Annotated in this window: 26 protein-coding genes; all 26 read right to left on the bottom strand. The window is 41.2% G+C overall.

The features are described from left to right. Positions 1-45: 45 nt before the first annotated feature. The 26 genes from fliE to smc all read right to left on the bottom strand — a co-directional run bounded on the left by fliE (position 46) and on the right by smc (position 25,425). Positions 46-363 carry a flagellar hook-basal body complex protein FliE gene (gene fliE, locus NST09_RS07990; protein WP_007499609.1) on the bottom strand — a complete coding sequence of 106 codons (318 nt, stop codon included), beginning with the start codon at positions 361-363 and terminating at the stop codon, positions 46-48. An 11-nt stretch (positions 364-374) separates the two neighbouring features. Beyond that, positions 375-827, bottom strand: coding sequence for a flagellar basal body rod protein FlgC (gene flgC / locus NST09_RS07985; protein ID WP_007499610.1), 453 nt, complete (start codon positions 825-827; stop codon positions 375-377). Further along, the gene (gene flgB / locus NST09_RS07980; RefSeq protein WP_186365886.1) at positions 827-1,216 is read right to left on the bottom strand and encodes a flagellar basal body rod protein FlgB; all 390 of its coding nucleotides are present in this window, start codon (positions 1,214-1,216) and stop codon (positions 827-829) included. The genes flgC and flgB overlap by 1 nt, the downstream gene beginning before the upstream one ends. A 288-nt stretch (positions 1,217-1,504) precedes the next feature. Continuing rightward, a complete protein-coding gene (gene codY, locus NST09_RS07975) occupies positions 1,505-2,284 on the bottom strand; it encodes a GTP-sensing pleiotropic transcriptional regulator CodY (protein ID WP_007499612.1) in 780 nt (259 codons plus the stop codon). Positions 2,285-2,318: 34 nt separating this feature from the next. Further along, positions 2,319-3,719 carry an HslU--HslV peptidase ATPase subunit gene (gene hslU / locus NST09_RS07970; protein WP_008344818.1) on the bottom strand — a complete coding sequence of 467 codons (1,401 nt, stop codon included), beginning with the start codon at positions 3,717-3,719 and terminating at the stop codon, positions 2,319-2,321. 16 nt (positions 3,720-3,735) lie between these two features. Further along, positions 3,736-4,281, bottom strand: a complete 546-nt coding sequence (gene hslV, locus NST09_RS07965; protein ID WP_007499614.1) for an ATP-dependent protease subunit HslV — start codon at positions 4,279-4,281, stop codon at positions 3,736-3,738. Between the two features lie 14 nt (positions 4,282-4,295). After that, on the bottom strand, positions 4,296-5,213 hold the full coding sequence (xerC, locus tag NST09_RS07960) for a tyrosine recombinase XerC (RefSeq protein ID WP_007499616.1): 918 nt from the start codon (positions 5,211-5,213) through the stop codon (positions 4,296-4,298). Between the two features lie 62 nt (positions 5,214-5,275). Continuing rightward, positions 5,276-6,580 (bottom strand): FADH(2)-oxidizing methylenetetrahydrofolate--tRNA-(uracil(54)-C(5))-methyltransferase TrmFO, encoded by a 1,305-nt coding sequence (gene trmFO, locus NST09_RS07955; RefSeq protein ID WP_007499618.1) that lies wholly within the window; start codon positions 6,578-6,580, stop codon positions 5,276-5,278. A 70-nt stretch (positions 6,581-6,650) separates the two neighbouring features. Next, the gene (topA, locus tag NST09_RS07950; RefSeq protein WP_058213783.1) at positions 6,651-8,726 is read right to left on the bottom strand and encodes a type I DNA topoisomerase; all 2,076 of its coding nucleotides are present in this window, start codon (positions 8,724-8,726) and stop codon (positions 6,651-6,653) included. 194 nt (positions 8,727-8,920) lie between these two features. Continuing rightward, positions 8,921-9,823, bottom strand: coding sequence for a DNA-processing protein DprA (dprA, locus tag NST09_RS07945; RefSeq protein WP_008344822.1), 903 nt, complete (start codon positions 9,821-9,823; stop codon positions 8,921-8,923). A gap of 63 nt (positions 9,824-9,886) precedes the next feature. Beyond that, complete coding sequence (gene sucD, locus NST09_RS07940; RefSeq protein WP_007499624.1) at positions 9,887-10,789, bottom strand: succinate--CoA ligase subunit alpha; 903 nt, start codon at positions 10,787-10,789, stop codon at positions 9,887-9,889. A gap of 22 nt (positions 10,790-10,811) precedes the next feature. After that, entirely contained in the window at positions 10,812-11,972 is a 1,161-nt protein-coding gene (gene sucC, locus NST09_RS07935; RefSeq protein ID WP_008344824.1) for an ADP-forming succinate--CoA ligase subunit beta, read from the bottom strand. Positions 11,973-12,148: 176 nt separating this feature from the next. Next, the gene (locus tag NST09_RS07930) at positions 12,149-12,424 is read right to left on the bottom strand and encodes a FlhB-like flagellar biosynthesis protein (RefSeq protein WP_008344827.1); all 276 of its coding nucleotides are present in this window, start codon (positions 12,422-12,424) and stop codon (positions 12,149-12,151) included. Beyond that, on the bottom strand, positions 12,421-14,154 hold the full coding sequence (locus NST09_RS07925) for a glycosyltransferase (RefSeq protein ID WP_342493498.1): 1,734 nt from the start codon (positions 14,152-14,154) through the stop codon (positions 12,421-12,423). Before NST09_RS07925 ends, NST09_RS07930 begins: the two co-directional genes overlap by 4 nt. 28 nt (positions 14,155-14,182) lie before the next feature. Beyond that, positions 14,183-14,947: a ribonuclease HII gene (locus tag NST09_RS07920; RefSeq protein ID WP_065460331.1), complete on the bottom strand. Its 765-nt coding sequence runs from the start codon at positions 14,945-14,947 to the stop codon at positions 14,183-14,185. A gap of 76 nt (positions 14,948-15,023) precedes the next feature. Continuing rightward, the gene (gene ylqF / locus NST09_RS07915; protein ID WP_007499632.1) at positions 15,024-15,872 is read right to left on the bottom strand and encodes a ribosome biogenesis GTPase YlqF; all 849 of its coding nucleotides are present in this window, start codon (positions 15,870-15,872) and stop codon (positions 15,024-15,026) included. A 90-nt stretch (positions 15,873-15,962) separates the two neighbouring features. Continuing rightward, a complete protein-coding gene (rplS, locus tag NST09_RS07910; protein WP_008344834.1) occupies positions 15,963-16,310 on the bottom strand; it encodes a 50S ribosomal protein L19 in 348 nt (115 codons plus the stop codon). Positions 16,311-16,447: 137 nt separating this feature from the next. Further along, positions 16,448-17,182 (bottom strand): tRNA (guanosine(37)-N1)-methyltransferase TrmD, encoded by a 735-nt coding sequence (trmD, locus tag NST09_RS07905; protein WP_007499635.1) that lies wholly within the window; start codon positions 17,180-17,182, stop codon positions 16,448-16,450. Continuing rightward, positions 17,179-17,703 carry a ribosome maturation factor RimM gene (rimM, locus tag NST09_RS07900; RefSeq protein ID WP_008344836.1) on the bottom strand — a complete coding sequence of 175 codons (525 nt, stop codon included), beginning with the start codon at positions 17,701-17,703 and terminating at the stop codon, positions 17,179-17,181. The genes trmD and rimM overlap by 4 nt, the downstream gene beginning before the upstream one ends. A gap of 8 nt (positions 17,704-17,711) precedes the next feature. Then, positions 17,712-18,098, bottom strand: coding sequence for a YlqD family protein (locus NST09_RS07895; protein ID WP_008344839.1), 387 nt, complete (start codon positions 18,096-18,098; stop codon positions 17,712-17,714). A gap of 103 nt (positions 18,099-18,201) precedes the next feature. After that, the gene (locus tag NST09_RS07890) at positions 18,202-18,447 is read right to left on the bottom strand and encodes a KH domain-containing protein (RefSeq protein WP_012009937.1); all 246 of its coding nucleotides are present in this window, start codon (positions 18,445-18,447) and stop codon (positions 18,202-18,204) included. Next, on the bottom strand, positions 18,447-18,719 hold the full coding sequence (rpsP, locus tag NST09_RS07885; RefSeq protein WP_008344841.1) for a 30S ribosomal protein S16: 273 nt from the start codon (positions 18,717-18,719) through the stop codon (positions 18,447-18,449). The genes NST09_RS07890 and rpsP overlap by 1 nt, the downstream gene beginning before the upstream one ends. A gap of 105 nt (positions 18,720-18,824) precedes the next feature. Beyond that, positions 18,825-20,168, bottom strand: coding sequence for a signal recognition particle protein (gene ffh / locus NST09_RS07880; protein ID WP_008344842.1), 1,344 nt, complete (start codon positions 20,166-20,168; stop codon positions 18,825-18,827). Positions 20,169-20,181: 13 nt separating this feature from the next. Beyond that, positions 20,182-20,514, bottom strand: coding sequence for a putative DNA-binding protein (locus NST09_RS07875; protein ID WP_008344844.1), 333 nt, complete (start codon positions 20,512-20,514; stop codon positions 20,182-20,184). Between the two features lie 342 nt (positions 20,515-20,856). Continuing rightward, positions 20,857-21,843: a signal recognition particle-docking protein FtsY gene (gene ftsY, locus NST09_RS07870; RefSeq protein WP_046527268.1), complete on the bottom strand. Its 987-nt coding sequence runs from the start codon at positions 21,841-21,843 to the stop codon at positions 20,857-20,859. A gap of 21 nt (positions 21,844-21,864) precedes the next feature. Further along, positions 21,865-25,425 (bottom strand): chromosome segregation protein SMC, encoded by a 3,561-nt coding sequence (gene smc / locus NST09_RS07865; protein WP_342493497.1) that lies wholly within the window; start codon positions 25,423-25,425, stop codon positions 21,865-21,867. Positions 25,426-25,466: the final 41 nt, after the last annotated feature.

Here is a 25,466-nt window from a genome sequence, read left to right as displayed (position 1 = left end):
CCCCCGGTCATTCCATTCAGTCTATTTTTTGTCCACCAGCACCTCCTACATCTGCATTCTCATAATCTCTTGGTACGCTTCGACTGCTTTATTCCGAAACTCGGTTGCAGCTGTGAGTGTCACACTCGCTTTTTGTGAAGCAATCATGACTTCATCGAGATTGACATCTTTCCCTTGTGCGAGAGCATTCGTATACTGGTCTGATTTCAGCTGTGATTGATTTAATGCCTCAATGGAATTCTTCAGCACATCAGAGAAATTCGTTTGACTTTTAGGTGCAGCCGCCTGCACAGACGACGCATTCGTCAATTCACTTGCTTGCTGAGCGGTTTGAAGCTGGAAAGGAGATATTGCGTTAACCAATTCTTTTCACCTTACTTTCCTATTTCTAAAGCTTTCATCAGCATGCTTTTATTCGCATTCAGCGCAGTCACGTTTGCTTCATATGATCTTGAGCTGCTGATGAGATCAACCATTTCCTTTAATGGATCAACGTTTGGTGTTTGAACATATCCATTTTCATTGGCATCGGGATTTGTAGGATCATATTGAAGGTTGAATGGAGTTTCGTCTTCAGTAATTTTTGTTACTTTGACGCCGTTTCCTAATTTGCCGCTCGAATTCATGCTTGAGTTCAATATAGATGAAAATGATTCACCTGACGGCTGTAATGTGACGAGCTTGCGTCTATAAGGCTCCCACTTGCCATCAACCTGTTTAGCTCTTGTTGTATCCATATTCGCAAGGTTAGAGGATACAACGTCCATTCTGAGCCTCTGTGCTGTTAATGCTGAGGCCGAAGCGTTCACGCCTGAAAAAATCGACATCACTTACCTCCTGTCAAAACTGTTTTAAGAGAATTGAACTTTCCGCTCATTCTTTCAACCAACGCATTATACTGAATTTGGTTTTTAGCGAGTTCACTCATCTCTTGATCAATATCGACATTATTTCCGTTTTCTTGATAAGAAGTACGGTTACTCGAAACAACTGAATAATTAGACCCTGTTTTAGAAAAATCAATGTGACCTTGGTATGTTTTTTTAGCATCTAATTTGATTGACGCATCATTTAGCATGTCGTGGAATGCAACTTTTTTAGACTTGTAGTTCGGTGTGTCTATATTCGCGATATTATCGCTTATGACTTTTTGCTTAACATTCGCTCTGCCCAAGGCATTCTCAAGGTTGCTTATCGTTCCAGAAAATATATCCAAAACCATATACCTCCAATCATATGTATTTCATTCCATTTAATCATGTCGAGATTTGTAAAACCATATGTTCATTGTAAGAAATAATAGGATTAAAGTCTATGATGTAATTGTAAAAAAAACTCGTAATATATATCTATTTTACGAATAGGTATAAAGACCTAGATTCAAAGCACTACAGAATTGTAAGGGGTTTCTTGGGAAAAAGAGTGTCATTTTTCGGACAAATCCTCTATTTTTATACAAAAAAACCCTTTTCAGCGTTTATTTCGGCCGAAAAGGGTTTTTTGATTAGTGAGATTTTAAATTTTCAAGTTCAATTAAAAATTTGTTGTTTAATACTTTGATGTATGTTCCCTTCATTCCAAGAGAACGAGATTCAATAACGCCTGCACTTTCTAATTTACGAAGTGCGTTTACGATCACTGAACGAGTGATTCCTACACGGTCAGCAATCTTACTTGCCACAAGCAGCCCTTCGTTTCCATCAAGTTCTTCAAAGATATGTTCAATCGCTTCAAGTTCACTATATGAAAGAGAGCTGATCGCCATTTGAACAACCGCTTTACTTCTTGCTTCTTCTTCAATTTCTTCCGCTTTCTCACGAAGAATCTCCATTCCAACAACTGTTGCGCCGTATTCAGCAAGAATTAAATCATCATCTGTGAATGTATCTTGCAAACGAGAAAGGATTAACGTCCCTAAGCGGTCCCCGCCTCCGATGATTGGCACAATCGTTGTCAAACCTGATTGGAATAAATCACGGTTCTCAATCGGGAAAGCTGTGTACTCACTGTTGATGTCAAGGTTTGAAGATGTTTCAGGGACATTGAATAAGCTTTTTGTATATTCTTCAGGGAACTGACGATCTTCCAGCATTTTTTTCATACGTGCATTTTCAATCTGCTGGTTAATGGAGTAGCCAAGAAGCTTCCCTCTTCTGCTTAATACGAAAATGTTTGAATCAATGACATCTCTCAATGTTTCTGCCATTTCTTTAAAATTAACCGGTTTCCCCGCTGCATCTTGCAGCATCGAGTTAATAATCCTTGTTTTTTGTAGTAACGCCATAATAATGATCCTCCTAGATTACTTTATTCATTTGTTAAAGTATAAATTGACTTAAGTCTTTGTTATTTGCAATCTTTCCTAGCTTCTCTTCTACATACTGAGGGGTAATGGTCACTGTTTCCATTGTAATATCAGGCGCCTCAAATGAGAGCTCTTCTAGCAGCTTCTCAAGTATGGTGTGAAGCCTTCTTGCACCGATGTTATCCGTCTCCTGATTGACGTGATAAGCCACTTCGGCAATCTTATGAATAGCATCGTCAGAAAATTCAAGAGATATACCTTCTGTTTCAAGTAAAGCCTTATATTGCTTTAATAACGCGTTATCTGGTTCCGTTAAGATTTTCACAAAGTCTTCTATACTTAATTTATCTAATTCTACACGGATTGGGAAGCGCCCTTGAAGCTCTGGAATCAAATCCGAGGGTTTCGCCATATGAAAAGCGCCTGCTGCTACAAATAGAACATGATCTGTTTTCACAGCCCCATACTTCGTCATCACAGTGGAACCTTCTACAATCGGTAAAATATCACGTTGAACCCCTTCACGAGAAACATCTGCAGACGATGCACCACCGCTTTTGGCAATTTTATCGATCTCATCGATAAAGATGATTCCTTGCTGCTCTGCTTTTTGCACGGCTTCCTGACCGACTTCATCCATATCAATCAGTTTTGAAGCTTCCTCAGCAGTTAACGCTTTTCTCGCTTCTCTGACGGTCAGCTTTCTGCGTTTTTTCTTTTTAGGCATGAGATTGCTAAGCGCATCCTGCATGTTCATACCCATTTGCTCCATACCCGAGCCTTGAAGCATATCAAACATGGAAGGCTGCTGCTCTTCAACTTCAATCGTGACGTAATGGTCTTCAAGTTCACCCATCGCCAGCTGGTGCGCAATGCGTTTTCTCGTCGACTCAAGCTCTACTTCTTCACTTGAGTGATCTCGATCACTTTCATCAGCATCAGAACCACCAAACAGCATCTCAAAAGGATTTTTCACAGACTGACTTTTTTTCTTTCCAGGAACAAGTAGATGAACAAGCCGTTTGTTTGCTTGTTTTTCCGCTTCTTCTTGAACATCCTTCATTTTTTCTTCTTTGACTAGTCTGATTGCTGTTTCCACTAAATCTCTGACCATTGATTCTACGTCACGTCCGACATATCCAACTTCAGTAAACTTCGTCGCTTCCACTTTAATGAAAGGTGCACCAGAAATCCTTGCAATTCTGCGGGCAATTTCTGTTTTCCCTACACCTGTCGGACCAATCATTAAGATGTTTTTAGGAACGACTTCATCCTTTAGCTTATCATGTAAAAGACTTCTTCTGTAACGGTTTCTTAAAGCCACCGCCACTGCTTTTTTCGCATCAAGCTGACCAATAATGTACTGATCAAGCTTTTCAACTATCTCTCTTGGGGTGAACGGCTTTTTCTCCATACGTCTCATGTCCTTTCTATTCAAGCTCTTCTAAAGTGATTTGATCGTTCGTGTAGACACAGATTTCTCCGGCCGTTTCAAGAGCCGCCTTTGCAATCTCTCGAGCTGAGAGATGGTCACCTGCATGTTTTTTGAGTGCTCTCCCGGCGCTAAGCGCGTAGTTACCGCCTGACCCGATAGCCAAAATGCCATCGTCTGGCTCGATGACCTCTCCTGTTCCAGATACGAGCAGGATGCTTTCTTTATTCATGACGATCAGCATGGCCTCAAGCTGTCTGAGCATCTTGTCACTTCGCCATTCTTTCGCCAGTTCTACAGCTGCGCGTTTTAGGTTACCACCGTATTCTTCAAGCTTCGTTTCAAACTTCTCAAAGAGTGTAAATGCATCTGCAACTGAACCAGCAAAACCTGCGAGTACTTTGCCTCCGAAAAGACGGCGCACTTTTTTTGCTGTGTGTTTCATGACGACAGCCTGCCCAAAAGTGACTTGACCGTCTCCAGCCATCGCACTTTTTCCTTTATGTTGAACGGCAAAGATTGTGGTTGCATGAAATGATGACATGAAAAAACCTCCTTTTAGGATCGTTTAAAAGCCCTTGGGTGATGAGACATGTACGTTTTTCTTAAAGAATCTTTTGATACATGCGTGTACACCTGTGTTGATGATAAATTTGAGTGACCGAGAAGTTCTTGAACACTTCTTAAATCCGCTCCCTCGTTTAAAAGATGCGTAGCAAAGGTGTGCCTTAACATGTGTGGATGGATATGTAATGTGCCAGACGCCTTTTTCATTAATTCAGTGAGAATGAATCGAACGCCTCTATCTGTAAGAGGAGCTCCGCGCTGATTCAAAAACACATGTGAATCAGCACGATCCTTTCCCTTCACTTTCAGCTTCTGCCTTCCATCCTCTAAATATGTGGAGAGCGCTTCATGTGCATAAGAGCCGAAAGGTACATACCGCTGTTTGCTGCCTTTCCCATGTACAAGCACTGTATCCATCGATAAATCAAGATCAGATTCTTTTAATGAACATAACTCACTGACCCTCATACCTGTTGCATAAAGTAGTTCTAAAATGGCTTGATTTCTTTGACCAAGCGGTGTATTTACATCAGAAACTGTAAATAGCTCTTTTAGTTCCTCTTCATACAAAAATGAAGGAATTCGCTTATCCTGCTTTGGTAAGCTAACGAGTAAAAAAGGATTTTCTTTCACAAGCTGTTCTCTTAATAAAAATTTATAAAAGCTGCGAAGTGCAGAGACTTTCTTACTAATCGTTCTTCTTGTAAGGCCTTTTTCATAAGCTTCTGTTAAATAAATTCTCGTATCTTGATAGGATACCTCTTCAAAACCGTCTATTCCTTGAATGTTCATAAATCTGACAAACTCTTCAATCGCCTCAGTATAACCTGAGATCGTTAAAGCTGAATAGTTCTTTTCAATCTGCAAATATTCAATGAATAAGTGGACAAGACGCTGTTTATCTGTCATTTTTACACCTCTTTAAGGCTTTTAAATGGTATCACATATCTTGCTTCCCGTGCAATGTTTTACTACAGAGATTTCGAAATAGTTTGAATAGTTTCGATTGCGCGTTTAGCGTACTCTGCATAGCGCTCTTGTTTGTTTTTAATTCGAACGCCAAGATCTTTCAGCAAGCCAAAGTTTGCATTCATCGGCTGGAAGCTTTTCTTGTTTGTTGATGTGATGTAGTAAGCCATACTGCCAATCGCTGTTTCTTCTGGAAGTGTCACAAGCTCTTCTCCTTTAACAAAACGAGCTGCGTTGATTCCAGCCACTAGTCCTGAAGCCGCGGACTCAACATATCCTTCAACACCAGTCATTTGTCCGGCAAAGAATAAGTCATCTCTATTTTTAAATTGATACGTCGGTTTTAGAAGGCTTGGCGAGTTAATAAATGTATTACGGTGCATCACACCATAGCGAACAATCTCTGCCTCTTCAAGACCTGGTATCAAACGGAATACTTCCTTTTGATCGCCCCACTTTAGATGTGTTTGGAAACCAACAATATTATATAAAGTACCTGCTGCATCATCCTGTCTTAATTGAACAACAGCGTAAGGTCTTTTCCCTGTTTTTGGATCTTCAAGTCCAACTGGTTTCATCGGGCCAAAGAGCATGGTTTTTTTCCCTCTTTTGGCCATGACTTCAATGGGCATACAGCCTTCGAAGAAGATTTCTTTTTCGAACTCTTTTAACGGCACAGTTTCAGCAGAAATGAGCGCCTCATAAAAACGATCGAATTCTTCTTCTGTCATCGGACAGTTTAAATAAGCCGCTTCCCCTTTATCATAACGTGATTTCAAGTACACTTTATCCATATCGATGCTGTCTTTCTCGAGGATCGGCGCTGCTGCATCGTAGAAATATAAATACTCTTCACCTGTTAAAGATTTTAATTCTTTTGAAAGTGCTTCTGATGTAAGAGGACCCGTTGCGATAATCGTCGGACCTTCTGGAATGCTTTGCACTTCTTCTTGAAAGACCGTCACATTCGGGTGATTTTTCACGCGGTCTGTGACGTTAGCTGCAAATTCATGACGATCTACTGCAAGCGCTCCACCAGCAGGAACCGAGCTTTCATCTGCTGCTGCGATGATTGCTGAATCTAAATGACGCATTTCTTCCTTTAAAACACCGACTGCGTTCGTTAAAGCATTCGCACGCAATGAGTTACTGCATACGAGCTCCGCAAATTTATCTGTGTGGTGAGCTGGTGTTTGTTTGACAGGTCTCATTTCATACAGATGGACTTTAATTCCGCGCTTAGCAATTTGCCATGCCGCTTCACTTCCTGCTAAACCTGCTCCGATCACATTTACAAATTGACTCATTGTACAACTCTCCTATTTCGTAAGTTCTATTTGATGACATAAAAAAGCAGGTGAACAAGGCTGCTCACCGCTATTTTTGTTGTTCCTCTTTATAATCACAGTTCACACATTGAACTTGAATGCCTTTTTTCAGCTTTTTCTCTACAAGCATATTTTCGCATTTTGGACACTTTCTTTCAATTGGTTTGTCCCAAGAGACGAATTCACACTCTGGAAAACGATCGCAACCGTAAAAAATGCGGCGCTTCTTAGATTTCCGTTCAACGATATTTCCTTCGTGACAAGTCGGGCATTTGACACCAATATCTTTGACAATTGGTTTTGTGTTACGGCAGTCAGGGAAATTAGAGCATGCCATGAACTTACCGTATCTCCCCATTTTGTACACCATTGGATGACCACACTCTTCGCAATCAACTCCGGCGTATTCAGGCTCGATCTCAACTTCCTGCATCTCTGCTTCTGCTTTTTCTACCCGTTTTGCAAAATCTTGATAGAAACTGTCGATAATGCGTACCCATTCAATCGTACCTTCTTCAACGCTATCAAGTTCTTTTTCCATTTTCGCAGTAAATTCTACGTTAATGATTTCAGGGAAGAATTCAATAATTAAGTTGAGCACAATCTCTCCAAGCTCTGTTGGAATAAACCGTTTGTTATCAAGTGCCACGTAGCCACGCTTTTGAATGGTATCTAATGTTGGTGCATACGTAGATGGGCGGCCAATACCTAGCTCTTCAAGGGTTTTGACAAGTCTTGCCTCAGTGTAACGTGGAGGCGGCTGCGTGAAGTGCTGCTCTGGTTCAATATCTTTTGAAAGAACGGTATCTCCCTCTTTCAGATCAGGAAGCATTTTATCCTTTTCTTCTAACTGGTCGTCCTTCCCTTCAACATACACTTTCATAAATCCAGGGAATTTCACCTTACTTCCATTTGCACGGAAAGTAAGCCCGTTATTTTCAAGATCCACACTCATTGTATCAAGAACAGCTGGTGCCATTTGGCTTGCCACAAAACGTTCCCAAATCAATTTATAAAGACGAAGCTGATCTCTACTTAGCACATGTTTGACATCTGCTGGTTTTCTTAGCGTAGAAGTCGGACGGATGGCTTCGTGAGCATCCTGTGCATTTTCGTTCTTTTTGGCAGTTCGTTTTGTTGTATTCAAGAAATTCTTGCCGTACGTTTGATCAATGAAAGCAGATACTTCTTCAATTGCCGTATTGGAAATACGTGTTGAGTCCGTTCTCATATATGTAATGAGACCTACTGTACCTTCTTTACCAAGATCAATTCCTTCATATAATTGCTGTGCAATCATCATCGTTTTCTTCGCACGGAAGTTTAGTTTTCTCGCTGCCTCTTGTTGTAAGGTAGATGTTGTAAACGGAACAGCTGGGTTGCGTTTACGTTCTTTTTTCGTCACTTTTTCAACAGAAAACTTACTTCCTTTTAATTTCGAAAGGATTTCTTTTACATCTTCTTTTGTTTTTAGCGGATGTTTTTTGCCATTTACGCCAAAGAAACTCGCTTCAAAACTTTCTTTCCCTTTTAGGAAGGTGCCATCAATTGTCCAGTATTCTTCTGGTTTGAATTCATTAATTTCATTCTCGCGGTCAATAATCAGGCGGAGTGCAACTGATTGAACACGACCGGCGCTTAAGCCCTTTTTGACTTTCTTCCATAAAATCGGGCTGATTTTATATCCAACGAGACGATCTAAAATCCGTCTTGCCTGCTGCGCATCAACCAAGTCCATATTGATCATACGTGGATGCTTAAAGGAATCTTTAATTGCATCTTTTGTAATCTCGTTAAAGACTACGCGGCAATCCGAAGAGAGGTCAAGGTCAAGGCTGTGAGCTAAATGCCAAGCAATCGCTTCTCCCTCTCTGTCAGGGTCAGCTGCGAGATATACTTTTTTTGCTTTCTTCGCTGCTGTTTTTAATTCTTTTAAGACTGGACCTTTTCCTCGAATCGTAATATATCTCGGTTCGAAGTCATGCTCAGTGTCAACACCAAGCTGACTTTTCGGTAAATCCCTTACGTGCCCCATTGAAGCCTTTACTTTATACTTTTTTCCTAAATAACGCTCAATCGTTTTCGCCTTTGCTGGCGACTCAACGATGACTAAATAATCAGCCATACTCAAAATCCCCCTTAAGAGGTGTTCTCTCTTTATCCATTTCACAAATTTATATTTATGTTAATTGCACCTATCTAACAGGCAATCGTTAAAAATTCTTTATGATGAACATCATTATAAACACGAAAAACAAAGTGTAAACTTAAATCCTCACTATTATTAAATATTCCGATGTCTTTTGTCAAACGATATTTTTATGGGAGTTCAGTATATTGAACACCGCTCAAGGAGAATTCCTCTAAAATATCCTTCGTTGAATGAACAAGCTTGGCACCTTGCTGAATCAGTCTAGCTGGACCTATAGAATTAGAATCAAAGATCGATCCTGCAACAGCAAACACTTCTTTTCCTTGCTCTAATGCCTGGTAGGCTGTAATAAGCGAACCGCTCTTTTCTTTGCACTGAACCACGATGGTTCCTCTTGTCAGGGCACTAATTAATCGGTTTCTCATTGGAAAATGCCATTTTTCTGGTTTGATATAAGGCGGATGCTCTGACAACAGTAAATGATGTTCTCCCATATATTGAGCCATTTGCACATGTTCTTTTGGATATACATGTTGAAAACCGCCAGCTACAACACCAATCGTTTTTCCTTTTTTTCTTATGCACTCTTTGTGTGCAAGTCCATCAATTCCTTTTGCTAAACCACTCACAATCATCCAATCTTCCTCTACAAGTTCTCCAACAATTTTCTTCACGCACGCTTCTCCATAAGAGGTTGGCACTCGTGTACCTACTACACCTAAACTTTTTTCTTCATTTAAATAGGTAACGTTTCCTTTTAGGAATAATACTGGGGGAGGATCATAAATGTGTTTTAGTGAGCTGGGATATAAAGGTGATGTGATGGGAATCATGTGAATATTTTGCTTTAAATAGGCTTGAACGATGTGTTGAAAAATGGGGAATTCATTTTCTTCAGCTTGTTGTAAGCGGGTAAAGTCGATCTTTTGTAATGATCGATCCTGTTTGAAATGATGTGTTTCTTCATTTATATATAGCTCAGGATCGACTTTCCACCATTTTGTTAACAAAGAGGGTGAGATGAGGCCTTTTAAGCGGTGAAAAATCATTCTTTCGGACACGTTGTACATACCATTCCTCCAGTTTAAGATAGAAAGAAGAAGACTTGTCAAAGAACAAGTCTTCTTGTGTCATTAATGCGTTTTACAAGCTTCGAAGAGATTCTTCTCTTTTAACACTTTAATTAAGGTTTCTCCCATGACAGATGGTGTCTCTGCCACTTCAATTCCACATTCACGCATTGTTTTTACTTTTTCATCAGCAGTTCCTTTACCACCAGAAATAATGGCGCCAGCATGTCCCATGCGTTTTCCTGGAGGCGCTGTTTTACCGCCAATAAAGCCAACAACCGGCTTGGTCATATTTGCTTTTACCCATTCAGCTGCTTCTTCTTCAGCAGTACCACCGATTTCACCAATCATGATCACAGCATGCGTTTCAGGATCTTCATTGAAGGCTTTTAATACATCAATAAAGTTCGTGCCATTGACAGGGTCTCCGCCAATTCCTACAGCTGTTGATTGACCAACACCAGCCTCTGAAAGCTGATGTACCGCTTCATATGTAAGCGTTCCAGAACGAGATACAACACCAACATGACCTTTTTTATGAATGTAGCCAGGCATGATGCCAATTTTACATTCTTCAGGTGTAATCACGCCAGGACAGTTCGGTCCAACAAGTCTTGTCTTCTTACCTTCCATATAGCGTTTCACTTTAACCATATCCAGAACTGGAATGTGTTCTGTGATACAAATCACTAGATCCACTTCTGCATCAACAGCCTCTAAAATGGCGTCTGCTGCAAATGGTGCTGGTACATAGATAACAGAAGCATTTGCTCCAGTTGTCTGTACTGCTTCAGATACAGTATTAAATACAGGAACTCCCTCTACTTCAGTTCCACCTTTTCCAGGTGTGACACCGCCAACGATATTTGTTCCATACTCAATCATTTGTTTTGTATGGAATAATGCGGTTGAACCGGTAATCCCCTGAACAATTACTCTCGTATTTTTATTAATAAATACACTCATTTAGGTTCCCTGCCTTTCTGCTCTACTTGACTAAAGATACAATCTTTTCTGCCCCGTCAGCCATAGACTCAGCAGAAGTGATATTTAAGCCTGAATCACTCAGGATTTTCTTCCCTAATTCAACGTTTGTTCCTTCAAGACGTACAACGAGTGGTAATGTTAAGCCGACTTGTTTCGTCGCTTCAACAACACCTTCTGCAATGACATCACATTTCATGATGCCGCCAAAAATGTTCACGAAAATCCCTTTGACATTTTGATCAGATAAGATGATTTTAAATGCTTCCGTTACTTTTTCAGCAGTTGCACCGCCGCCAACATCAAGGAAGTTTGCAGGGTCCCCGCCGTAATGCTTGATGATATCCATTGTAGACATCGCAAGGCCTGCTCCATTCACCATACAGCCAATATTCCCGTCTAGAGAAATGTAGCTTAGGTCATATTTAGATGCTTCAATCTCTTTTGGATCTTCTTCATCAAGGTCACGGTATTCTAATATATCTTTTTGTCTATATAAGGCATTGCTATCAAAGTTTAATTTTGCATCAAGTGCCATGACTTTTCCATCACCTGTTACAACAAGAGGATTTATCTCGGCAATTGAACAATCCTTTTCAATAAACGCATTGTAAAGGCTTGTCATAAACTTAACAGCTTGACCAACTAATTTTGTTGGAATATTAATTTTAAACGCAACTTCTCTCGCCTGATAGGCTTGGAGACCAATCGCTGGGTCGATGACCACTTTCACGATTTTTTCTGGCGTTTTTTCTGCTACTTCTTCAATTTCAGTACCGCCTTCTTCAGAAGCCATCAAAACAATTCTTGATGTCGCTCTATCCAAAACGAGTCCTACATAGTACTCTTTTTGAATATCGCAGCCTTCTTCAATAAGTAAGCGTTTTATTTCGCGCCCTTCAGGCCCTGTTTGATGTGTGACAAGTGTCTTGCCGAGCAATTCCTCTGCAAACCCTTTCACTTCATCTTTTGTTTTTGCAATTTTTACCCCACCTGCTTTACCACGGCCGCCTGCATGAATCTGTGCTTTTACGACATATACAGAGCTTCCAAGCTCTTCTGATGCTTTCACTGCTTCATCAGGTGTAAATGCTACTTTACCATTTGGAACTGAAACCCCATATTTTCTTAGGATTTCTTTTCCTTGGTACTCATGGATATTCATTTCCCATCCTCCCAACATATGTAGAAACAAAAATTATAAAATAGACTGCGCTTTCATTTTAAAGAATAAAAAAGAGAATGTCTAGGGTTCTATGTAAAATCGTAAAATCCTTCTAAACATTCAAACTTTTATTTTATTAAAAATATAAATTTTTCAGTCAAAACACTTATTTTACCTTATTTTTTCATTTTTTGATCCAATCGATAGATAAATGAAAATATTTCTGCTACAGTATCGTATAACGCTTCTGGGATTTCCTCATCGAGCGTTAAGTGGCGCATCAGTTCTACTAAATTACGGTCTTCTTGAATAGGGACTCCAGCTTTTTGAGCTTCTTCAATAATATGATCAGCCACATAGCCACTGCCTGTTGCAACGACTTTTGGCGCTTTTTGTTTTTCTTCATCATAGTGTAGAGCGACCGCTCTTCTAAGCGGTTTTGAATCTTTCATACTCGTAAGTCCAGCCCTTTCTCGCTGATTTTATGAAAGTGTTCATCTAGAAAGTCAGACGGATCAATTGGCTCTTCTCTCTTTTTCGCTGTAATCCCCGTCAAACTATACCCTAGGGCATTTAAATTCTCTCGAACAGCTGGAATCATTGGATTAATGGTCCCTTGCAGTTCGTGAGCCGTCTCGACTGTAATTGACATCACTTTTTGCTGAATCGTACAGTCTATTAACGTTTCTTCTAAGTTTTCCATGTTTAAATAAAACATTAAACGGCACTGAGAAATATCGATAGAGCCATCTTTTTTCTTATGCCCTTTTAGAATAAAGGTTAAATCTTGAACACTATGTTTTGAGAAAAGCGGGTAAGAAACCATCATTTGACTAACTGTTTGGTTTTCCTGATGCACTAGTAACTGCCCATTTAATCTATGGAATAATTGATCCACTTCTTTTTTTACGGGCTCGGGAACATCAGCTTGCCTTGCATCATTTAAAACCATCTTTAATTGGTGAAGCTCTTGGCTTTTGACATCTTGGCTGCCCTTTTCCAGTAATTTCAGCACCCCAATTTCATCTCGTACACCTATCGCTTTTTTCATCGTCATCAGTAAATCGAGTACATCGGTTTTATTGCTTAATGCTGGTTCAGTCTGCTGAATGACCTTTGCCAATGCGTTCGCCTCTGTTTTTGAAAGAAACGGAAATTCCCTTTGAAGCACGGCTGCCTTTGCGTCAGCCTGTGGCCCTGCCTGCTGGACTGCTTGAACCAGTGATGTGAGTTGTTTTACATCAAGCTGCTGCTGTCCGTCTGTACCTTGCTTTGTGATGCTCGTCAGAATGCGTTCTATTTGCTGAAGCGGGAGCTGTTTTGGACTTAATAATTGCTGCACGCTGTTCTGATTCACTGTATCCACCTGTCGCCCTTGTATAGCGGCGGGCTGGCTCTGCTTTGTTTGCTGAGCCGGATTGACATGAGGCTGCACCAGCTGCAAGCTTTCTCCTTGCTTCGTTTGACCTTCTTTTGCTCCTAGAAGCACCGATAAGAGCTTTTCTGCATGAACAGTTGTCTCAGCATTTACAACCGTACGAACGGCCTGTGTAAGAGCCTGTGTGGCTTCTGATTGCTTCGGAAGCTGTGTTAATCGATCTAGCAGTGCTGTCACATCCTGATGAAGTGCAGAGGGGGATTTCATCGCTAATATTGATTGGAGCACTCCTTGCTGAATCGGCAAATCTTTCTTTAAAGCAAAAAGAAGTGCTTGCAGACCTTTTTTGATATCCGCGCCTTGAAGTTGTTCAATCCATTTTACTGCCGTTTTTAACTCTGCTTCGTTGATGACCGGTTTTTCTTTTAAAAAGGCTGTAGCTGTTAACATTTGTTCAAGTCCATTTTTAAGCGACAGACCTTCTAGTAGTTTAGCTGCGGCATCCTTTAAAGTTTTAGGATCTTGGTCAAATTGCTGAACAGGTCTTAATTTACTCAGGCTGCCTCCACCTTCTTGTTCTAATTGGAACCAATAGAATGAATCGGCTTTGAGCTGAGCCGCTAGCTGCGCTTTTATTTTAGTAGCGCCTATTTGAACAAGCGCTGTATCATCTCCAAGCATTTTTAGTACTTTACCAAGAATGAGCCGGTGAATATTTTCCTTTCCTTCCGTGTTAAGCGGAACAGATTCTGCCGTATTCAGCCGACTATTCAGTGCAGTATGTATATCTTCAACTCTTGTCATCACAGGCAGCCTCCTTGTGTCAATATATTTATGAAATAACAGATTTCACTGGTGCAAATGATAACCGGTGGATAGGTGTAGCGCCATGTGTTTGAATGGCAGCCAGGTGCTCTTTCGTTCCATACCCCTTATGTTTTTCAAATTGATACTCAGGGTACTGGCGTCCATACTCTTCCATCATTTGGTCCCTTGTCACTTTGGCAATACATGCACCAGCTGCGATGGATGCGCTTTTAGCATCTCCTTTGATGATATTCTCCTGTTGAGTAGGAAGCGGGAGCGTCATCGCATCTATGAGTAGATAATCAGGTGTGTGAGTGAGCTGCTTTACAGCCCTCACCATCGCCAGTCTTGATGCTTCGTATATATTGATTTCGTCAATCGTTGCCGCATCAACAATGCCGATGCCGATATCGAGTGCTTCCTTTTGAATGAGCTCATAATAGGTCATTCTTTTTTTCTCAGATAGCTGTTTTGAATCATTTAAACCGAGTAGGACGGTATCTTCTTTTAATATCACAGCTGCCGCAACAACTGGGCCAGCCAGTGGTCCTCTTCCTGCTTCATCTATGCCTGCAATATAAGTGTATCCTTGCGCTTTTGCTTTGGTTTCAAATTGCAGCATTTGCTTCCATGCTGCATGCAGTTCTTGCTGCTTTTCTCTGTCTTTGTTCCATTTGTCCATCAGCTTCTGGACACTTTTTCTTGTATCGTCTTTCAATAGTTCACGAATGTATGACTCGTCGTCAGCATGTTGTTCTATTAATTCTTTTATTTGTTTGACCGTGTACATTGGCTTTTCCGCAGCCTCCTTCTTTATATCGGCAGTTTTTCGCAAAAAATAAAGACCCGCATGAGCTGCGTGTCTTTTAGCTTTCAGGCTTCTCAAAAGTGAGGGGACCAAATTTTTCCGTTCGAATATCCCGAATAATGATTTCGGTCGTTTTGTCGTAATTTATGAACCCTCCACTCATCAGGCAGCCGCGTTTTGTGCCAATGGCATCAAACAGCTCAACTGTATCTTCAGGTATTTCTGCTAGATCATAGCGTTTTTTTAATCGCTCTGGATAGTGCTCTTCTAAAAAGCGTAGCGCATACACTGCGACATCCTGCAAGTTGATGATTGAGTCTTTAATCGCTCCGGTGACGGCCAGCCTAAGACCTACTTGTTCATCTTCAAATTTCGGCCAGAGAATTCCGGGGGTATCGAGCAGTTCAAGTTCTTTTCCTACCTTCACCCATTGCTGTGACGTCGTAATACCAGGTCGATCTCCTGTTTTCGCAATATTTTTCTTTGCCAACCGATTGATCAGCGTTGATTTGCCGACATTGGGAATTCCGATAATCAAAGCTCGAATGGCACGCGGCTTAACACCTTTTGCTTTCATTCGATCGAACTTTTCTTTTAAGATTTCTTTTGATGTCGTAATGATTTGATTTAACCCTTGTCCATCGACAGAATTAATGGCAAGCGACCGTACACCTTGCGCTTCAAAGTGTGCCTGCCACTCTTTTGTCATACGAGGATCTGCTTTATCTGCTTTGTTCAAAAGCATAATTTTCGGTTTGTTTTGGAGGATTTCTTCAATCATTGGGTTTCTAGAGGACATCGGAATCCTTGCATCGGTTAATTCAAATACGATGTCGATGAGCTTTAATTTTTCTGTGACTTCCCGTCTTGCTTTTGCCATATGGCCTGGAAACCATTGAATTGTCATATGTGCACCTTCTCTCTTCTAACGGTTGTCTCTATACATTGTACAAAAAAAGAGCCTGTTACAGGTAACAAGCTCTTTCCTTTGATATCATTATCGTCTGATTTCTTTGATACGAGCCGCTTTACCGCGAAGTTCACGTAGGTAGTAAAGTTTCGCACGACGTACCTTACCGTGACGTACAACTTCGATCTTAGCGATTTTTGGTGTGTGTACAGGGAATGTACGCTCAACGCCTACACCGTAAGAGATCTTACGAACTGTGAAAGTTTCGCTGATTCCACCACCACGACGCTTAATTACAACACCTTCAAAGATCTGGATACGCTCACGAGTACCCTCGACAACTTTCACGTGTACACGTAAAGTGTCACCAGGACGGAACGCAGGAAGATCAGTGCGTAATTGTTCTTTTGTGATTTCTTCAATCAATTGTTGCATCGTTTTCAACTCCTTCCAACAGATGCTCATGTCCTCTTTCTTCATTGCAGCGGAACATCGTTTTCAAACTTGAATCGGCAAGCCGTCCAAGTCACAAGTAGTATCATACCACACCTGTATACCTTGTGCAATACAATCTAGTCATTATGAAGCTGCCAAAGCCATCTTTTTTCTTCATCCGTTAATGTTTTGCAAGAATCGATCAAATCTGGCCGTCTTGTATAGGTTCGCTTCAACGATTCTTTACGCCGCCACTCTTCAATTTTGGCATGATTTCCAGAGAGAAGCACATCTGGTACTTTCAATCCTTTATAATCAGCTGGTCTTGTATAGTGCGGATGCTCAAGCAGACCTGTACTAAATGAATCTTCGATATGAGACGCTTCTTTTCCAAGCACATGAGGCAAAAGCCTGACCACACTGTCTGCAATCATCATCGCCGGCAGCTCTCCGCCTGTGAGAACGAAATCTCCGATTGAGATTTCATCTGTGACAAGATGCTCCCTGATGCGCTCATCGTAGCCTTCATAGTGGCCGCAAATGAACATAAGATGCTCTTCTTTTGCAAGCTCTTCTGCTTTCTTTTGTGTATATCTTTCTCCTTGAGGACAGACAAGAATAATGCGGGGCTTCTTGTTTGCTTTTTTCGTTAAATCTTCTACCGCATCAAATACAGGCTGTGCTTTCAGAACCATGCCAGCACCGCCGCCATACGGATAGTCATCCACTGTTTTATGTTTATGATCGGAATACTCCCTAAAATTCACGACATCAAATGAGACCGCATCTTTTTCCTGAGCTTTTTTTAAGATCGATGAGTGAAGCACCCCTTCAAACATTTCAGGAAACAGTGTTAAAAAGTCAATTTTCATTCGTCGATGAGTCCTTCCATCACTTCAATGTGTACTTTCTTGGATGAAATATCAACTGTTTTGACGACAGATGGAATATAAGGGATGAGGGCATCTTTTTTGCCTTTTCTTCCAACCACCCATACATCATTTGCCCCTGGCGTTAAAACTTCTTTGATTTGACCAATCAGTTTGTCCTCTTCATCATATACTTCACAGCCGATGATTTCGTGGAAATAGAATTCCCCTTCATCTAATGAACCAAGATGTTCTTTTTCTACTTTTAAAATCGACTCTTTTAATTGCTCAGCTTCATTTAACGAGCCGACTTCTTCAAATGTCAGTAAATCAAATTGTTTGTGCTGTCTATGTGATGCGACAGTCACTTTTAGCGGTTCTTTTTGATTTTGTTTGAAAATATAAAGGACGCTGCCTTTTTTGTAGCGTTCTTCTGGGAAATCAGTCTTTGACACAACACGTACTTCTCCGCGCACTCCATGTGTATTGACGATCTTTCCGACATTCAACCATTCTAGCTCCATTTTCTCAATCACCCCTGACGTATTTCCACAATGGTGCCGTCTTTCACGACGATGACATTGTCTTGCATTTTGTCATCCCATTTATCACCTATTTTTACTTCAATCAGCGCATCCACTTCTGTTTCTTTCATTTCACTGCCAAGAGGCAAGATATGCAGCTGCTCGACTTGAAAATCAATTTGCCTCATTTTCTCTTGTCTTTTTTCAATGGCTTTTTGAAATTGAGGGATGGCTTCTTGCTGATGTGGTTCTTTTTCATGCTTTTTTAGTTGAAAATATAGTTGATTGCACTCACGTTCTAGTCTTTCTTTTTTCTCCAAAAAAGTCGTTAACAGCTTGTCCTTACTGCTTTCAGTTAATACTTGCATGACGGTGACATGTTGAATGATCTGCATCTTCCTTTTTGTCCCCCTATCCGAAGGCATTTGTCCTCTACAGTATAACGAAAAATAGATTTAAACGTGTAAAAAAAGGGGAGGTCCTAAGCCCTCTCCCTTTTTAGTCAGCAATCTCAAGTTGAACTTTCTTAGAAGACTCTGCACTTGCTGCAAACATGACTGTTCGTATCGCTTTAGCTGTACGTCCCTGCTTTCCGATCACTTTTCCGGTATCTTCAGCATTGACAGACAGTGTGTAAATGACCTGCTCATCTTTTTCTAATGAAGATACGTGAATATCTTCAGGGAAATCAACAAGTGGCTCGACGATGGACACAATCAATTCTTCCAAGGACAGCTCATTCATTATTTGCTGTTTTTCGCATTATGAAATTTTTCAAGAATTCCTTGGCTTGAGAAAAGGTTACGAACTGTATCAGATGGTTTCGCACCATTTTGAAGCCATTTAAGCGCCAATTCTTCGTTGATTTTCACCTCAGCTGGTGATACCACTGGGTTGTAAGTTCCAACTGTTTCGATGAAACGACCGTCACGTGGTGAACGAGAATCTGCTACAACAATACGATAGAAAGGAGATTTTTTTGCTCCCATACGTTTTAAACGAATTTTTACTGCCATTTTACTAGCACCTCCGAAAATATTTCAACAAGATAGTATATTAACAATGATAAAAGGGTTTGTAAAGTGTTTTTTCTTAACAACGGTTTTATCATGTATAACCAATTACATAAATGGTAATTTAAAGCCGCCTTTTTTCTTTCCTTTGGACATGTTGGTCATTTGCTTCATCATCTTTTTCATTTCGTCAAATTGTTTTAAAAGGCGATTGACTTCCTGTACAGATGTTCCGCTTCCTTTTGCAATCCGTTTTCTGCGGCTTGCATTGATGACCTCTGGCTGTTCTTTTTCTTCGGTCGTCATTGATTTAATGATCGCTTCGATGTGATTGAGCTGCTTTTCGTCTACTTGGACGTTTTTGAGCCCTTTCATTTTACCGGCTCCCGGCATCATTTGGATCAGTTCATCAAGTGGACCCATGTTGCGAACCTGCCCAAGCTGCTCGAGGAAATCATCGAGCGTGAAGCTCATTGTCCGCATTTTTTGTTCAAGCTCTTTCGCTTTATCTTGGTCAACGTTTGCTTGTGCTTTTTCAATAAGCGTGAGCACATCTCCCATGCCAAGAATTCTCGATGCCATCCGCTCTGGATGGAATGGTTCAATTGCATCAAGCTTTTCACCTAGTGCGGCGAATTTAATCGGCGTATTTGTGACTGCACGAATTGAAAGTGCTGCCCCGCCTCGTGTATCACCGTCTAGTTTTGTCAGAACGACACCTGTTAAACCAAGCTGTTCATTAAAGCTTTTTGCGACATTGACAGCATCTTGACCAGTCATCGAGTCAACAACGAGGAAAATCTCTTCTGGATTTGCGACTTCTTTTACTTTCTGAAGTTCATCCATTAAGTCTTCATCAATATGAAGACGTCCTGCTGTATCTAAAATGACATAATCATGATGTTCTTCTTTCGCTTTTTCAATTGCCTGTTTGGCAATTTCGACAGGACTAACTTGATCACCTAATGAGAATACGGGCATATCAAGCTGTTTCCCAAGTGTTTGAAGCTGCTGGATCGCTGCTGGTCTGTAAATATCAGCAGCCACCATCATCGGCTTGCGATTATGTTTTTTGCGAAGTAAGTTGGCAAGCTTTCCAGTTGTGGTCGTTTTACCTGCCCCTTGAAGACCAACCATCATAATGACAGTTGGAGATTTTTTCGCTACAGCGATTTTACTCTCTTCCCCGCCCATTAATTCAGTGAGTTCTTCTTTTACAACTTTAATGACCTGTTGTCCTGGGGTAAGACTTTGCATGACCTCTTGTCCAACTGCCCGCTCGCTTACTTTTTTCACAAAGTCTTTGACTACTTTAAAATTGACGTCAGCTTCAAGAAGGGCAAGGCGTACCTCGCGCATCATTTCTTTTACATCTTGCTCTGACACTTTTCCTTTGCCGCGGATTTTTGAAATCGTCTGCTGCAGTCGGTCGGCTAATCCTTCAAATGCCATACTGTGCCGCCTCCTAATCTAATTTCTCAAGCGATTCAATTAAAGCTTCTGCTTCTTCCTTTTGCGCGGAATCTGCTACAAGCTCTCTCATTTTTGTGAGAAGTTCTTTACGCTCTTTAAATTTCTTAAACAAGAGCAGCTTTTCTTCATATTGTTCAAGCATCGCTTCAGTCCGTTTAATATTATCATAAACAGCCTGTCTTGATACTTCATATTCATCCGCAATTTCACCGAGGGAAAAATCGTCTAGGTAGTAAAGCGACATGTAGCTCTTTTGTTTTGCGGTCAACAACGATTGATAGAAATCAAACAAGTAGTTCATTCTCGTTGTCTTTTCAAGCGTCATGGGCTCTCTCCCCTTTGTTAAGTTCATTCCCTTTACAACAACTAAGTTTACACGGTTCTGATCTATGTGTCAAGTTTTTATCTTGTCACTTCCTGCGGCGATATTTAAATAAAAATGCCGGCAATTTTGCCGGCATCCCCAGATTGTTGACAAAGGGCTAAAATGAACTTGATTTTAGCCCTTTGTCTTCTTTTCAGCGTGATAGAAAACCTTTGAAGTCTAGGAAGGACGAGTACTGGCGCGGAGCGAATGTCACATTCGTGAGCACCAGCACGCAGGACTGACAAAGAATGCGAGGGTTTGTCTACACGCTGAATGCCGGCAGTTTTGTCGGCATCTTGATTAGTCTTCTTGATCAATGATGTCTGAGAATAATCCGTACACATACGATTCAGCATCGAACTCTTGCAGATCGTCTACTTTTTCACCTAATCCGACAAGTTTTACAGGTATGTTGAGTTCATTGCGAATGGCAAGAACAATCCCGCCTTTTGCAGTACCGTCAAGCTTTGTTAAAGCGATACCTGTCACGTTTGTCGCTTTAGAAAATTCCTTCGCTTGCGCCATCGCATTTTGACCTGTTGTCGCATCAAGGGCAAGCAGTACTTCGTGCGGTGCATCGGGCACTTCGCGTTCAATGACTCTCTTGACCTTCTCTAGCTCTTTCATCAAGTTGACTTTGTTTTGCAGTCTGCCTGCTGTATCACAGATCAAGACATCTGCTTTTTTGGCTTTAGCTGATTGAACGGCATCATAGATGACCGCTGCCGGGTCAGAGCCTGCTGTTTGTTTAACGACAGGAACACCAGAGCGCTCGCCCCATACTTCAAGCTGCTCAATCGCCCCCGCACGGAACGTATCACCTGCTGCTAAAATGACGGATTTCCCTTCATTTTTTAGCTTGTTTGCCAGCTTACCAATGGTGGTGGTTTTACCGACACCGTTCACACCTACGAATAAAATAATATTTAAACGGCCGTCTTCAATGTTCAGTTCAGAAATTTGTTCCTCACCGCTATTGTAAATCTCCACGAGTTTTTCAGAGATGACTGCCTGTACTTCACTTGGGTCTTGAATGTTTCTTAATTTCACTTCTTTTTTCAGCTCATCAATCAGTTCCATCACAGTCGTGAAACCAACATCCGCACCGATTAACACTTCTTCTAGTTCTTCAAAAAAGTCTTCATCCACTTTACGATAACGAGAAATGAGTTCATTTACTTTTCCCTGAAACGAATTTCTCGTTTTTTCAAGTCCATCTCTAAACTTTTCTGATACTGAATCGGTTTGCTGCGTAAATTTTTCTTTTAATTTCTTAAAAAAGCTCATGGGTTCAAAAACCTCCTTTAATTACTGGACAAGCTCTTTCGTTTCCTCTAGTTTGACAGATACCAGTTTTGAGACACCTGACTCCTGCATCGTGACACCGTACAGAACATCTGCTTCTTCCATGGTTCCTTTCCGGTGAGTAATGACAATGAACTGTGTTTCTTGGCTGTATTTCTTTAAATACTGGGCAAAGCGGAACACATTCGCTTCATCAAGTGCCGCTTCTACCTCATCTAGCACACAGAATGGAACTGGTCTCACTTTTAAGATCGAGAATAATAAAGCGATGGCTGTTAATGCTCTTTCTCCGCCTGAAAGCAGGCTTAGATTTTGCAGCTTTTTCCCCGGCGGCTGCGCCACAATATCGACGCCTGAGTTTAGTAAATCGTTTGGATCTGTGAGCTTAAGGTCTGCTCTTCCTCCGCCAAATAATGCTTGGAAAACAGATTCAAAATGCCCGCGGATTTGAGAGAATGTCTCAGAGAAACGTTTCGTCATCTCCTGATCCATTTCTTCAATGACTTGGAATAACGTATTTTTCGCTTCTGTCAGATCATTGCGCTGTTCAGTTAAGAAGAGAAAACGTTCATTCACACGTTCATACTCGTCAATACTGCCTAAGTTCACTGTTCCAAGCTCTTCAATGGCTAGTTTGATCAATTTCACGCGTTTTCTTGCTTCATCCGGCGATAGCGTCAGATGATACATTTCTTTTGCTCCTTCAAACGAAAGGGCATACTCTTCGTTTAAATAGGCGATGAGGTTATCAAGTTCAACTTCCATGCGGCCAAGCTTGATTTCTTCATCTTTTAAGCTTGTCGTGAGCTGTTTATACAGGCGTTTTTGTTCTTTCAGTTCACGTTCTGCGAATTCTAATGTTTCAGAAAGAGCCAGGCGCTGTTTGCGTCGCTCTGAGATAAGCGCTGTCGTTTTGTTTTTATGTTCCAGTTTCTCTTTTGCCGCTTCTTCCAGTTGTTCGGCGCCGCTTGAGCTGGATGACATTTCACTTGTTAAGAGGGACAAATCTTCTTTTGTTTCCGTCAGCGTCTTTTCAGCCTCTTCTAATTCAGCCGTTAAGCTCGAAAGTTTTTCTTGTTCATTTGCTAAAGACTGCTCTTTTTTGGCAAGCGAGATTTTCAGCTCTGTTAATTCGGAAGAAATGGTCTCTTTCGTTGAGCTTTGGGTCTGCTTCCGTTTTGTTAACGTGTTGATCTCTTCGTCAAGAGAGGTCAGTTTCTCACCTATAGATGTTTCAAGGGCTGCCTGCTCTTTGTCCTTGATCGCAAGTTCGCTAGAGCGCTGCTGCAACTCTTCTTTTTCTTGATCATAGAGCTCTAGATGAGCGTTAATATTTTTTTCAGCTACTTGCAGTTCATATAATGTCCCTTTTAACTCTTGCTGCTTTTCTCGAAGCATTTCGCCGCGCTGACGCAGTTCATTTAATTGGACTTCGCTTGCGGCAATCGATTGCTTCGTTTCTTTTGTTTCTTTTTCAAGGATCGTTGTTTTTTCTTCCATTTCAACGAGCTGCTTTGTTAATGTTTCAATCTCTCGGTTTCTGGAGAGGAGGGAATTGTTCTTTTTCTTTACGCCGCCCCCAGTCATTGAACCGCCTGGGTTCACCACGTCCCCATCAAGGGTCACGATGCGATAACGATGTCCAAGCATTTTCGCCAGCTCATTGGCACCTTTTAAGTCTTGAACAATCAGGACCGTTCCAAGCAAATTCTGTATGACTTTTTCATACTTTTCGTCAAAGGAAACGAGCTGACTCGCTACGCCGATAAATGCGTCATGCTGCTCAGCTGTTTGAATATCTCTAAACTGAATGGTTCGTTCTTTAATGACGTTCATCGGCAGGAAGGTCGCACGCCCAAAGGAATGCTGCTTTAAGTATCCAATGGCCTGTCTGGCAGCCGCTTCATTTTCAGTAACGACATGCTGCGTGGCTGCGCCAAGTGCAATTTCAATCGCTGTTTCATGTTGCTGCTCTGTTTGAATCAGCTCTGCAATCGCCCCGTGAATACCGCCTAACCGATCCTTTGCCTTTAAAACCTCTTTCACTCCTTGGAAAAATCCTGAGAAGTCTTCCTGCATCGATTCAAGCATTTCTTTTTTAGATTTTGCCTGCTGTACATATTGATAGGCTTGGTAAAGAGCCGTTTCTTTTTTCTCGTATTGACGCTTCATCTGCTCTAGCTTTTGTTCCGCTTCTCTAAAGCGTTTCACCTGAGCCAAAATGTCTTCTTCTCGTTCTGAAAGTTGCTGCTCGGCTTCTGTTTTCTTTTCCTTCACAGACACCCGTTCTTCGATATGTTTCTGATTATTTTGCGTTAACCGCTCTAGCTGCAAGGCTGCTTGGCGCTGTTGCTCTTCTAGTAATTTACGTTCGTTTCGGATAGAAGCTTGCTCGTTTAATAGGTCAAAATAATCGCTTTTCAGCTGTTCAATTTGCCCTTCCACATCTTCACTATGAAGAGACAGCTGATGCTGTTTTGTTTTCACTTCATCTTTTAGCTGCTGCACTTCTGTTTGCAGGCTGTCACGTGTGACTTTCTGCTGTTCAATCTTTTCCGTTAACAACGACTGTTTTTCGGTTAAACGCACGAGCGTGTCTTCTAGCTGCCCTTGGTTAGCGGCCGCATTTTTTTTCCGTTCTTTTAGAACTTCTTTTTTCCCTTCAAGCTTTTCTAGTTCTTCACTTGTGAAAAGGAGGACTTCTTGGAGGTCATGAATCGAATCGTCAAGCGCCTGAATACGGTCTCTCGATTCTTCGATTTTGGCTTCCTTCGCTTGAATGTCTGTGGACTGCTTCATTTCATCTTGTTTGAACCGCTCGACAGCTTCACCAAGTGTTGTCCATTTTTTGTGCAGTGCTTCAATATCGTGGACGGTGAGAGCAATTTCTACATTTTCAAGTTCTTCTTTCTTTTGCAGATAGTCTTTTGCAATAGATGCCTGCATTCTTAGTGGTTCTACTTGATCTTCTAGTTCATGCAGAATATCTTCCACCCGGTTTAAGTTGTCCTGCGTTTCAAACAGTTTATTCTCGGCTTTTTTCTTTCTTGTTTTATATTTCAGGACACCAGCTGCTTCTTCAAAGATGCTACGTCTTTCTTCAGCTTTACTCGATAGAATCTCTTCTACCTTACCTTGGCTGATGATCGAAAAAGCTTCTTTTCCAAGACCTGAATCCATGAAAAGATCAATAATATCCTTTAAGCGGACAGATTGATTGTTAATGAGAAATTCACTTTCTCCAGAACGATAAACTCTTCTTGTCACACTGACTTCGTGAAAATCGATCGGCAAAAAGTGATCTTCGTTATCGAGCGTTAATGTCACTTCTGCTAAGTTGACTCGTTTTCTTGAGTCGCTTCCTGCAAAAATGATGTCTTCCATTTTTCCTCCGCGGAGGCTTTTTGCTGATTGCTCTCCAAGTACCCAGCGGATCGCATCAGTAATATTACTTTTGCCGCTTCCGTTTGGTCCAACAACAGCTGTAACCCCTTTGACAAAGTCTACAGTCACCCGCTGTGCGAAAGATTTGAATCCTATCACGTCTAAACGTTTGAGGAACATGAGAGTGATCCTCCTTATGTATTTAAAGTACTATTATCTTA

The organism is Bacillus sp. FSL W7-1346, assembly GCF_038593335.1.
Classification (GTDB): Bacteria; Bacillota; Bacilli; order Bacillales; family Bacillaceae; genus Bacillus; species Bacillus altitudinis.
This window is presented reverse-complemented; position numbering and strand designations above follow the sequence as displayed.